Source organism: Pseudomonas sp. GW821-FHT09H03 (assembly GCF_059415945.1).
The window spans coordinates 14,941-27,226 of the sequence record NZ_JBWKOF010000008.1 but is presented as its reverse complement, the minus strand read 5'-3'; the positions used below and the strand labels follow the sequence as shown (position 1 = coordinate 27,226).

Annotated in this window: 10 protein-coding genes; 2 read left to right on the top strand and 8 right to left on the bottom strand. The window is 60.0% G+C overall.

The genetic code is table 11. From position 1 onward, the window contains the following. Positions 1–28 precede the first annotated feature (28 nt). The 4 genes from garD to kdgD all read right to left on the bottom strand — a co-directional run bounded on the left by garD (position 29) and on the right by kdgD (position 5,546). Positions 29–1,582, bottom strand: a complete 1,554-nt coding sequence (gene garD / locus AC07OG_RS12955) for a galactarate dehydratase (RefSeq protein ID WP_495067204.1) — start codon at positions 1,580–1,582, stop codon at positions 29–31. 11 nt (positions 1,583–1,593) lie between these two features. Beyond that, positions 1,594–2,961, bottom strand: coding sequence for an MFS transporter (locus tag AC07OG_RS12950; protein WP_495067203.1), 1,368 nt, complete (start codon positions 2,959–2,961; stop codon positions 1,594–1,596). Positions 2,962–3,127: 166 nt separating this feature from the next. Then, a complete protein-coding gene (locus AC07OG_RS12945) occupies positions 3,128–4,573 on the bottom strand; it encodes an aldehyde dehydrogenase family protein (RefSeq protein WP_495067202.1) in 1,446 nt (481 codons plus the stop codon). A 61-nt stretch (positions 4,574–4,634) separates the two neighbouring features. Next, positions 4,635–5,546: a 5-dehydro-4-deoxyglucarate dehydratase gene (gene kdgD, locus AC07OG_RS12940; protein ID WP_060542957.1), complete on the bottom strand. Its 912-nt coding sequence runs from the start codon at positions 5,544–5,546 to the stop codon at positions 4,635–4,637. Between the two features lie 382 nt (positions 5,547–5,928). Between kdgD and AC07OG_RS12935 the strand changes: the two genes are divergently transcribed. Continuing rightward, entirely contained in the window at positions 5,929–6,285 is a 357-nt protein-coding gene (locus AC07OG_RS12935) for a hypothetical protein (protein ID WP_495067201.1), read from the top strand. 25 nt (positions 6,286–6,310) lie between these two features. On the opposite strand, the gene AC07OG_RS12930 is transcribed toward AC07OG_RS12935, so the two are convergent. The 4 genes from AC07OG_RS12930 to AC07OG_RS12915 form a co-directional block, all read right to left on the bottom strand. Continuing rightward, positions 6,311–7,060, bottom strand: a complete 750-nt coding sequence (locus AC07OG_RS12930) for a FadR/GntR family transcriptional regulator (protein WP_495067200.1) — start codon at positions 7,058–7,060, stop codon at positions 6,311–6,313. A gap of 147 nt (positions 7,061–7,207) precedes the next feature. Further along, the gene (locus AC07OG_RS12925) at positions 7,208–8,935 is read right to left on the bottom strand and encodes an ABC transporter ATP-binding protein/permease (RefSeq protein WP_495067199.1); all 1,728 of its coding nucleotides are present in this window, start codon (positions 8,933–8,935) and stop codon (positions 7,208–7,210) included. Positions 8,936–9,032: 97 nt separating this feature from the next. Beyond that, positions 9,033–9,593, bottom strand: coding sequence for a response regulator transcription factor (locus tag AC07OG_RS12920; protein WP_060542954.1), 561 nt, complete (start codon positions 9,591–9,593; stop codon positions 9,033–9,035). Further along, positions 9,586–10,848: an ATP-binding protein gene (locus AC07OG_RS12915; protein ID WP_060542953.1), complete on the bottom strand. Its 1,263-nt coding sequence runs from the start codon at positions 10,846–10,848 to the stop codon at positions 9,586–9,588. Before AC07OG_RS12915 ends, AC07OG_RS12920 begins: the two co-directional genes overlap by 8 nt. A gap of 447 nt (positions 10,849–11,295) precedes the next feature. Between AC07OG_RS12915 and AC07OG_RS12910 the strand changes: the two genes are divergently transcribed. Next, on the top strand, positions 11,296–12,012 hold the full coding sequence (locus tag AC07OG_RS12910) for an SIMPL domain-containing protein (RefSeq protein WP_495067198.1): 717 nt from the start codon (positions 11,296–11,298) through the stop codon (positions 12,010–12,012). The last annotated feature ends 274 nt before the right edge of the window (positions 12,013–12,286 follow it).

Sequence of the window (12,286 nt, the reverse complement as noted above, 5' to 3'; positions counted from 1 at the left end):
GCTTGCTCGCGAAGCAGACGACGCGGTATCAGGTAATCGGCGCCGGATTGAACAACGTGATGTCGTTATGCAACTTGTGCTTTTCAGCCCAGGTCTGCTGCTTGCCGCTGGCCACATCCAGGTAGTAGTGAAACAGCTCCCAGCCAAGCTCTTCGATGGATGCGCGCCCGGTGGCAATGCGCCCGGCGTCGATATCAATCAGATCAGGCCAGCGCTGCGCCAGTTCGGTCCGGGTCGACACTTTCACCACCGGCGCCATGGCCAGTCCATAAGGCGTACCGCGCCCCGTGGTGAACACATGCAGGTTCATCCCCGCCGCCAGTTGCAACGTACCGCAGACAAAGTCGCTGGCCGGGGTCGCACAAAAGATCAGGCCTTTTTCCTTGAATCGCTCGCCAGGGCCGAGAACCCCCGTGATAGCGCTGCTGCCGGACTTGACGATCGAGCCCAGGGACTTCTCGACAATGTTCGACAACCCGCCCTTCTTGTTGCCCGGCGTGGTGTTGGCGCTGCGATCGGCCTCACCCTTGGCCAGGTAACGGTCGTACCAGTCCATTTCCCGCACCAGTTCCCGGGCAACCTCCTCGGTTTGAGCGCGGGAGGTCAGCAGGTAAATCGCATCGCGCACTTCGGTGACTTCGGAAAACATCACTGTCGCGCCAGCCCGCAGCAGCAGATCGGAGGCATAACCGAGCGCCGGGTTGGCGGTAATTCCGGAGAACGCATCGCTGCCGCCGCACTGCATACCGAGAATCAGCTCGGACGCCGGCACGGTTTCCCGGCGACGCTGATCGAGCTTCTTCAAACGGGTCTCGGCCAGTTCCATGATCTGCTCGATCATTTCGCTGAAACCGTGGCTGGAATCCTGCAAGCGGTACAGCCATGGCTCGCTGAGATCCACCGAACTGTCGTTCTCGTGCATCACCTGCCCGGCCTGCAATTTCTCGCAGCCCAGGCTGATCACCAGGGCTTCACCGCCCAGGTTCGGGTTGCGTGCCAGGTTGCGCACGGTACGGATCGGGATGTACGCATCGGTGGCGGTGATTGCCACACCACAGCCGTAGCTGTGGGTCAGCGCCACCACGTCATCGACGTGCGGATACTTGGGCAGCAACTCGTCCTTGATGCGTTTTACCGCATGGTCGAGCACACCCGTTACGCACTGAACCGTGGTGGTGATACCAAGGATGTTGCGCGTGCCGACGGTGCCGTCGACGTTGCGATAACCCTCGAAAGTAAACCCTTCCAGCGGTGCCTGCGCGGCCGGCACTTCGGTGGACAGCGGCAGGCTGTCCAGCGGTGGCGCGGTCGGCATGCGCAGTTGATCTTCCTTGACCCAACTGCCACGGGGAATCGGCTGCAGAGCGTAGCCAATGACCTGGCCGTAACGTATCACCTGGCCACCCTCGGGAATGTCTTCCAGAGTGACCTTGTGGCTCTGGGGCACGAAGTCCACGGTAACCAGGCCATCGGCAAACTCGGTGCCGGCCGGTACGCCCTGATCATTGACCACGATCACCACGTTGTCCCGCTCGTGCAGACGGATGTAGCGCGGCGAATCGGAATGTTCAATCAACTGCATGACGCCGCTCCTCAGGAATGCGCTTGAGACAATTTGCCAGGGGCTTCAGTACCGTTCGCAGGTGGCTCTTTGAGCACCACACGCTTGATCGGACCCACGATCACCAGGTAGCTGAACACCGCGACCAGTGCGTTGCAACCAACAAACACCAGCGCCCATTTGAACGAACCGGTGGAGCTGATGATGTAGCCGATCACGATTGGTGTGGTGATCGAAGCAATGTTGCCGAAGGTATTGAACAAGCCACCGCTGAGACCGGCGATTTGCTTCGGCGAGGTGTCGGACACCACCGCCCAGCCCAATGCGCCCACGCCTTTGCCGAAGAATGCCAGGGCCATGAAGCCGACAACCATCCATTCAACGTCCACGTAGTTGCACGCCACGATGCTGCTGGAAACCAGCAGGCCAGCGATGATCGGCGCCTTGCGGGCGAAAGTCAGGGAATGGCCTTTACGCAGCAGGTAATCGGAAATCACCCCGCCGAGTACACCGCCGATGAAGCCGCAGATCGCTGGTAAAGAGGCGATGAAACCGGCCTTGAGGATGGTCATGCCGCGTTCCTGTACCAAGTACACCGGGAACCAGGTCAGGAAGAAGTAAGTGATACCGTTGATGCAGTACTGGCCCAGATACACGCCGAGCATCATGCGGTTGGTCAGCAACTGGCGGATGTAGTCCCACTTCGGACCGTCGCCCTTTTTGCCTTTGCCCTTGTCCTGGTCCATGTCGACCATGCCGCCGTTGTCAGCAATGTGCTTGAACTCGGCCTCGTTGATCATCGGGTGCTGACGCGGGCTGTAGATCACCTTCAGCCAGATCCCCGAGAAGATGATGCCGATCACGCCCATGACGATGAACACGTGCTGCCAGCCGAAGCTGTAGACGATCCAGCCCATCAACGGTGCGAACAATACAGTGGCAAAGTATTGCGCGGAGTTGAAGATCGCCGAGGCGGTGCCGCGTTCAGCGGTCGGGAACCAGGCCGCGACTATACGTGCGTTACCGGGAAAGGATGGCGCTTCGGCCAGGCCCACGAGGAAGCGCAGCATGAACAGTGCGACCACCGCTGTGGACATGCCGAACTCACCGACATAGCCCTGCAACACGGTGAAGAGTGACCAGGTGAAAATGCTCAGCGCATAGATTTTTTTCGAACCGAATCGGTCCAGCAGCCAGCCGCCGGGGATTTGCCCGGCCACGTAGGCCCAACCGAATGCGGAGAAGATGTAGCCGAGGGTAACGGCGTCGATGCCGAGATCTTTTTGCAGGCTGGAGCCAGCGATTGCGATGGTAGCCCGGTCGGCGTAGTTGATCGTGGTCACCAGAAAAAGCATGAGCAGGATCAAATAGCGGACGTGAGTCGGCTTGGTCGATTGCATGTAGATGTACTCCCACAAATTATTTTTATGCGCGGGTGAATCTGTTACTGCTCCCTGTAGGAGCGGGCCTGCTCGAGATGGTCGTCAACGATGACGCGGGGCATCAGGTTTACCGCCGCGACCTCAAGACCATCGCGAGCACGCTCGCTCCTACAGGGTTTTGCGTTTACGAACCGATGTAGCTGGTTTTCACGACCGTGTAGAACTCTTGCGCATAGCGACCTTGCTCACGTGATCCATAGGATGAACCTTTACGCCCCCCGAACGGAACGTGGTAATCCACGCCGGCCGTCGGCAGGTTGACCATCACCATCCCGGCCTGGGAGTGGCGTTTGAAGTGGTTGGCGTACTTCAACGAAGTGGTGGCGATACCCGCCGACAGACCGAACTCGGTGTCGTTGGCCATGGCCAGTGCGGCTTCGTAATCGGCGACACGGACAATATTGGCCACCGGGCCGAAGATCTCTTCGCGGCTGATGCGCATCGACGCTTCGCTGTCGGCAAACAGCGTTGGCGCGAGGAAGTAGCCCTCGGTGTCGCAGGTCACCAGACCGCCGCCGCTGACCAGACGTGCACCTTCGGACTGGCCGATGTCGATGTACTTCATGTCCTGCTCAAGCTGGGCTTGCGATACCACAGGACCGATGTCCGTGCCGGATTTCAACGCGTGGCCGACCTTGATCGACTTCATGCGCTCGGCCATGGCTTCGACGAATTTGTCGTGAATCCCGGCGGTGACGATGAAGCGGCTCGATGCGGTGCAACGCTGGCCGGTGGAGTAGAACGCGCTCTGTACCGACAGTTCGACGGCTTGCTTGAGGTCGGCGTCGTCGAGAATGATCTGCGGGTTCTTGCCGCCCATTTCCAGCTGAACTTTGGCCTGACGCGACACGCAGCTGACAGCAATCTGACGACCAACACCCACGGAACCGGTGAAGCTGATGCCGTCGACTTTCGGGCTATGGACCAGTGCATCGCCAACCACGCGACCGCTGCCCATCACCAGGTTGAACACACCGGCCGGGAAGCCGGCGCGGGAGATGATTTCGGCCAGGGCCCAGGCGCAACCCGGTACCAGGTCAGCAGGTTTCAGCACGACGCAGTTGCCGTAGGCCAGGGCCGGGGCGATTTTCCACGACGGGATGGCAATCGGGAAGTTCCACGGGGTGATCAGACCGACCACGCCAAGGGCTTCGCGGGTGACTTCAACGTTGACGCCCGGACGCACCGACGGCAGATAGTCGCCGGACAGGCGCAGGCATTCGCCGGCGAAGAACTTGAAGATGTTGCCGGCGCGGGTCACTTCGCCGATGGCTTCAGGCAGGGTCTTGCCCTCTTCCCGGGCCAACAGGGTGCCGAGTTCTTCGCGACGGGCGAGGATTTCGGTGCCGACTTTATCCAGGGAATCGTGACGGGCCTGAATGCCGGAAGTGGACCAGGCCGGGAATGCGGCACGGGCAGCATCGATGGCGGCGTTGACCTGAGCCAGGTCGGCCTTGGCGTAATCGCCGATGGTGTCGGTCAGTTCGGACGGGTTGATGTTGGCCGAATAATCGCCACCGGCAACCCATTCCCCATTGATGTAGTTATCGAAACGCTTTGCATCTGCCACTTTAATATCTCCTCACGCAAAAGGCCGCTGATTGCTCAGCGGCCTTACTAAATCGGATGTATTACTGCGCACCCTGCTTGTCGATCAGCGCGGCGAGCATTTCGTACTCTTCGCCGGTCAGATCGGTCAGCGGCGCACGCACGGGACCGGCGTCATAGCCGGCAATTTTTGCCCCGGCCTTGACGATGCTCACGGCGTAGCCGGCCTTGCGGTTACGGATGTCCAGGTACGGCAGGAAGAAGTCGTCGATGATCTTGCCGACGGTGGCGTGATCTTCACGAGCGATGGCGTGGTAGAAATCCATCGCGGTTTTCGGGATGAAGTTGAACACCGCCGAGGAGTAGACCGGTACGCCCAAAGCCTTGTAGGCAGCGGCGTAGACTTCGGCGGTCGGCAGGCCACCCAGGTAGCTGAAGCGATCACCGAGGCGGCGGCGGATCGACACCATCAATTCGATATCGCCCAGGCCATCCTTGTAGCCGATCAGGTTCGGGCAGCGCTCGGCCAGGCGTTCCAGCAGCGGCGCGGTCAGGCGGCAGACGTTACGGTTGTAGACCACGACGCCGATGCTGACCGACTTGCACACCGCTTCAACGTGGGCGGCAACGCCGTCCTGGCTGGCTTCGGTCAGGTAGTGCGGCAGCAGCAACAGGCCTTTGGCGCCCAGGCGCTCGGCTTCCTGTGCATATTCGATGGCCTGGCGAGTAGAACCGCCAACGCCGGCCAGAATCGGCACGCTGGTCGCGCAGGTGTCGACCGCAGTCTTGATGATTTCCGAATATTCGCTGGCCGCCAGAGAGAAGAACTCACCGGTGCCGCCTGCGGCGAACAGAGCCGAGGCGCCGTATGGGGCCAGCCATTCGAGACGCTTGATGTAACCCGCGCGATTGAAGTCGCCCTGGGCATTGAAATCGGTGACCGGGAAAGACAGCAGACCGGAAGAGAGGATGGACTTCAGTTCTTGTGGATTCATTATTCGAACACCCTGGGTTGCGACGTTATGTGTGAGAAAACCGTTCAGCCTGCGCCGAAGTTGTAGGTCATCGTACAACTTAAAAAATAACCGTCAACTGCATTTCATCGGCAGGGGTGAAAATTTTGGACAAGGGGCCGTCGACCGACCGCTGCGCGGGGGATGCTGTTGGCGTGAGAGAGGCTGCTGCTTCGACGCAAGCCTACACAGGACATACGTTGTCCTAAGAGCAGTAGCTCCAGGCCCTGAGGAGAGATCGAGGCACCCAGCACCACTCGTCGAAACTGTTATTTCTTACAGTTTCGACGAAGGCCATGTGGCGCGATAACGCTCTGGTGAACCGCAAACACTACGGCTCAATCGTCGCTAAAGGAGACATCTCATGGCACTTCCCGCCCCCAGTATCAAAGGATTCACCGATGTTGTATCGCTGTCGAAACTAAAGGATCCAGTGGATCTCAGCATCCCGAATGAAGCTGACATACCAACGATGAATGATGTCTTTGCGATACTGGGGGAAAGTCAAGAAACCCCGGACTGGCGCAGCGCCAGGGTTCAGGTGGGACAATGGAACGAAGAAACTGAAGACATTGAAAGAGTGAGGAACCTGAGCGTACCAATCCCCAAGAAAGAGCTGGAGAAGTACCTGAACCGGTCAGTGAGCCTGAGCTACCAAACCAGCGGAGAGTCGGACTTGGCAATCAGCTCGGCTCAGCTTGAGGTGCGGATCGAACCCTGACGCCCCGCCAGACCCTTTTTTGGCATCAGCCGCGCTGCGCCTCAGCCTCTTCGTGGGCTTGGCGCAGCCGCTCGCGGCTGTTGGTCAGGTGCAGGCGCATGGCTGCACGCGCAGCATCGGAGTCTTGGCGGGCAATCGCGTCGTAGATCTCTTCGTGCTCACGGCTCAGGCGATTCATGTAGTGCTGCTGGTCGTCATGGGCCAGTCGCGCAGAGTTGAGGCGGGTGCGCGGGATGATGCTGGTGCCCAGGTGGGTCATGATGTCGGTGAAGTAGCGGTTGCCGGTCGCCAGGGCAATTTGCAGGTGGAACTGGAAGTCCGAAGCCACGGCATCGCTGGCGTGGGAAACGCTTTCATTCAGCGCGTCCAGTGCCGCGCGCATCAACGCCAGCTGCTCGGGGCTGCGGCGCTGCGCTGCCAGACCTGCCGACTCCACTTCGAGGCTGATACGCAGCTCGAGAATCGCCAGCACATCGCGCAAGGTGACCACTGTCGCCGGGTCGATACGGAAACCGCTCGGGCTCGGAGTGTCGAGCACGAAGGTGCCGATGCCATGGCGGGTTTCCACCTGCCCGGCCGCCTGCAAACGGGATATCGCTTCGCGCACGACCGTCCGGCTGACGCCATGGGAATCCATGATCGCCGATTCGGTGGGCAATTTGTCGCCACGTTTGAGCTGCCCGTCGCGGATCTGCTCGGACAGCACCGTCACCAGTTCCTGAGCGAGGCTGCGGCGCTTGCGAGGGAGGCGTGGTACGGCGTTCGGGTTTTCCATGGTGAACATCTGTCTCGAAAGAATCGGCTGAAAGTGCATCATAGCTCAAGCGGGTTGTACGATCACCACCCTCCCTTGCAGGAGCTGGCTTTGTGGTGAGGGGGCTTGTGGGAACGCCGCATCGCCACAAATCGCGAACAAGAGTGGCTACGCAGTCACTGCCTGATCCACCAGATGGCCATTCTCGATGCGGATGTGCCTTGGATGGAAACGCTTGAGGCTGCTGCGATGGCCAACGCTGACAATACTCAGCCCCGGCAACTCATCAATCAGAGCCTGATACAGCGAAGCCTCGTCTTCTTCATCCATCGCCGACGTCGCTTCATCCATGTATAGCCACTGCGGCGCGTACAGCAGAGCCCGGGCAAAGGCCAGGCGTTGCTGCTCACCCGGCGACAGCATGCGCTGCCAGTGGTTAGCTTCATCCAGGCGTGCCACCAGATGCGGCAAACGGCAGGTTTCCAGCACTTGGACGTAACGTTCTTGCGGGTAGGTTTCGCCAGGCTGTGGATAACTCAGTGCCTCTCGCAGTGTGCCAATGGGCAGATAGGGTTTTTGCGGCAGGAACAGGTAGCGCGCCGCCGGTAATCGAATGCTTCCGTGCCCCGTCGGCCAAAGATGCCCCATCGCCCGCAGCAAGGTGGACTTGCCGCTGCCGGAACGGCCGCTGAGCATGACGCGCTCGCCCTCTTGCACGGTCATGTCGGCGCTGGTCAGCAAGTGACGACCGTCAGCCAGATCAAGACCCAAGTCATGCACCTTCAACACCGAGCCAGTGTTTTGCACGTCGATGGCCGGTGCACGCTGCTCGTTGTCGGTCATGGCCTGACGGAAGCTGAGCAGACGATCGCAGGTGGCACGCCACGAGGCGAGGTTCTGGTAGGCAGTGATAAACCAGCTGAAACTGTCCTGGACATTGCCGAACGCCGAGCTGATTTGCATCAGTTCACCGAGCTCGATCTTGCCGGCGAGGTAGCGTGGCGCAGCAACCATGAAAGGAAAAATGACTGCGGCCTGTTCGTAACCGGAAGTGAAGAAGGTGAGACGCTTGGACACTTTCATGATGTCCCAGAAATTATGCCAGACCATGCCGAAGCGGCTGCTCAATCGGCGATTCTCGTTCGGCTCGCCGTTGTACAACGCGATGCTTTCGGCATTCTCGCGGACCCGCACCAGGGAGAAACGCAGGTCGGCTTCGAAACGTTGTTGCCGGTTGTTCAGGCCGATCAAGCGACGACCGATCAAATGCGTCAGCCAACTGCCCAGCACCGCGTAAACCAGTACGCACCAGAACATGTAGCCGGGAATGGTCACACCGAACACTTCGATGCTCCCCGACACACCCCAGAGGATGATCGAGAACGACACGAGGCTGACGACGTTGCGCAGCAGGCCAATGCCCAGGCTCAAGGTATCGGAGGTGAAATTATTGAGATCTTCGGAAATCCGCTGATCGGGGTTATCGGTGTAACCGCCCTGCTCCAGCCGGTAGTAATTCTTGTCGTCGAGCCAGCGAGTGAAGTGTTTTTCGGTGAGCCACGCCCGCCAGCGGATTGTCAGCATCTGCGTCAGGTAGAGCCGGTACACCGCACCGACAATCGCCACCGCGGCAATCCCGCAGAAATACAGAATAAGCCGCCAGAAGGCCGCCTCGTCTTTTTGCTGCAGGGCGTTGTAGAAATCCTTGTACCAGGTGTTGAACCACACCGAGATCCCCACGCTGATCAGCGACAGCGCAATCACAGCGATCAGCAAGGTCCAGGCCTTGCCCTTTTCTTCACTTCGCCAGTAAGGCGTGATCATCGCCCACACTTTGCGAAAAAACTGCCCGCGCACAGCATCGTTGACCGCGGAGTACTCAGCGTTCTGATTCATGGAAAAGGCTCGATAGAGAAAAGTACACGCACGAACCGATCATAGATGATCGGTTCGGTTTGTCGCGAGCAGCGGCCGGCATTCGTTCAGCGCAGGTTCAGCGGCGAACGGGACGCTTCTGCAATTTGCGCTGCAAGGTGCGCCGATGCATGCCCAGGGCGCGGGCGGTGGCGGAGATGTTGCCTTCGTGTTCGGTCAGAACGCGCTGAATGTGCTCCCACTGCAGGCGGTCCACGGACATCGGGTTTTCCGGCACCAGGCTGTCGAGGTCGGCGTGTTCGGACAGCAGCGCTGCCAGCACGTCGTCGGCATCGGCCGGTTTGCACAGGTAGTTGCAGGCGCCGCGCTTGATCGCTTCAACAGCGGTGGCAATGCTGGAATAGCCGGTGAGAATCACCACGCGCATTTCCGGATCCATTTCCAGCAACTTGGGCAGCAGCACCAGGCCGGAATCGCCATCCATTTTCAGGTCCAGCGCAGCGTAGTCCGGCAGATCGGCCTTGGCCAGTTCCAGCCCTTCTTCGGCAGAGCCGGCCGTACTGACACGAAACCCACGGCGAGCCATGGCACGGGCCATGACGCGGGTGAACGTGGCGTCGTCATCGACCAGCAGCAAGTGCGGCAGTTCTTCGCCTTCAACCTGGATATCGTCACTCATGTTCGTCTCCTCGGGCGACACGGGGCAGGCGCAGCTCGGTGAGCGTACCGCCTTCCTCATGACTGTAGAGTTTTACTGAGCCGCCAGCGCGAGTCACGCTGGCCTTGCTCAAAAACAGGCCCAGGCCGAAACCTTTGCCCTTGGTGGTAAAAAACGGCTTGCCGATTTGCTCGGCAATGGCCAATGGCACACCGGCGCCATGGTCGCGAATGCTGATGGTCAGGTTTTCCGCGTCCCAGTCCAGCGTCACTTGCAGCCCCTCGGGACACGCATCGGCGGCGTTATTGAGCAAGTTTAACAAGGCCTGGGTCAGGTCCGGCGGCGGCGCCATGCGTGGAACGGCGCCCTGGCCGAGTCGCTGGAAGCGATAGCTGGCTTCGGGGCGCATCAGGTGCCAGCGATTCAATGCCTCGTCGAGCCAATCGGTAACGTCTTGCATTTCCACGGCAAGACGCCGGTTGGCCTCGGCGGCGCGCACCAGATGCTGCAAGGTTTCCTTGCATAGCTTGACCTGATCCTGCAGCACACTGAGGTCGTCCTGCAACATCGGGTCGTGATGGTCCTGGCGCATTTCCTTGAGCAGTACGCTCATGGTTGCCAACGGCGTGCCCAATTCATGAGCGGCACCGGCCGCCTGGGTTGCGACCGCCAGCAACTGCTGATCACGCAGGCCTTCTTCACGACGTATGGCGCGCAGTTCCTCCTGGCGACGCAACTCCTCGGCCATGCGTGCGGCGAAGAAGGTGATCACCGCTGCGGCGAGGGCGAAGCTCAGCCACATGCCGTACACCTGCAGGTTTTCCCGGGCAATGGGAAAGGTTTGCAGTGGATAGAACCGCGCCAGCAGCAGGGTGTACATCGTCAACGCGATGCCCGACAGGATCACCGAATAGCGCCACGGCAGCGTCACCGCGGCGATGGTCAGCGGCACCAGGTAATAAGAGACGAAGGGATTGGTCGAACCACCGGAGAAGTACAGCAAGGCGCTGTGGATAAACAGATCGCAGGCCAGTTGTACGGCGTATTCAAGCTCGGTCACTGGCCACGAGGTGCGCAGGCGAATTGCCGTGAACGCGCACAGCAGCATTGAGCAAGCAAGGGTAGCGGCCAGTTGAAACCAGGGCAGCGGCAACAACTCAAGCCAGTAGGCCAGCCCCACGGAACCGGCCTGAGCGGCCAGCACCAACGTGCGGATGAAGGTCAGCCGCCAGAGGTTCTGGCGAGTGGCGGAGGTGATTTGAACGGGGGCGAGCATGAGCTCTCCTGATGAGCGCTCCAGGCGGATCGCTGGGAGTATAACCAAGCGCGGGGGCTGGCAGGCAAAAGTGCGGCAAACGGCCACAGTGCTACCCATGATTTCCCGGGCGATGACAACTGTGGCGAGGGGGCTTGCCCCCGTTCGGCTGCGAAGCAGTCGTGGATTGCCTCACCTGGTACGGCAGATAAAATGCGGCGGCAGGGTTGGGGGGGGACTGCTTCGCAGTCCAACGGGGGCAAGCCCCCTCGCCACAGCAAGCCCCCTCGCCACTGCAAGCCCCCTCGCCACAGCAGCCCCCTTCCACAGCAGCCCCCTTCCACACAGGGCCACCTGAGTTACATCTGTATAGAAGTTGTAACTATGCGAACCCGACCATCAAAGCTAGAGTCTGATGATTTCACGCAGGCCCGGACCATACCCCTGCGCACCTTTCAAGGAGCCTTCATGTACACATTCCGCCGCAGCGCCGCCCTCCTCGCCCTGGGCGTTGGCACCCTCGCCAGCCTCCCGGCCCTGGCGGCCGACGAGCTTCATTACAACCAGATTTCCCTGCGCGCCGAAGTCAGTCAGGAAGTGGCCCGCGACCTGATGATCGTGACCCTCTACACCGAAGAACAGAACAGCGACCCGGCCAAACTCGCCGCCGACGTCAGCACCACCATGAACAAGGCGCTGGCCCAGGCCAAGCAAGTCAAAGACATCACGCTGCGCCAGGGCAGCCGCAACAGCTACCCGATCTACGACACCAAGGGTCAGAAGATCACCGGCTGGCGTGAACGCGCCGAACTGCGCCTGGAAAGTGCGGACTTCGCCGCGCTGTCGAAACTGACCGGCGAACTGCTCACCGATCTGAAAATGGGCGGCATGGACTTCGCCATCGCGACGCCGACCCGCAAGGCCAGCGAAGACGCCCTGCTCAAAGAGGCCGTAAGCGCCTTCAAGGCCCGTGCTCAACTGGCCACCGATGCCTTGGGCGGCAAGAGCTACAAAATCGTCAACCTGAACCTCAACAGCAACGGTTATCCACAACCCTATATGCGCGGGCCGATGATGATGAAAGCCGCCGCCATGGATACCGCACCGGTCACTCCGGAAGTTGAAGCCGGTACCAGTCAGGTCAGCATGACCGCAGACGGCTCTATTGAAGTGCTGATGCCTTGATTCGCTGACTCGAATACCCAAACGGCGATCATCGAAAATGATCGCCGTTTTTTTTGCAGCGGTTTTCCCGTGAGCTATAAATGAATAGGTGTACTGGCAAAGCCAGTGGTTGTACCCGGTATCACTCGGACTTGTCTGCGCAACCCGGGTGCAACAATAACCAGCCGCACTTGTGCCATACCCACCCCAGTGCCAAGGGTATAAATAAGTAACACCCGCCCCAACCGGGAGCATCCCGTTGGGTGCGACGCACGACAAAAGTGCGCGAGTTGCA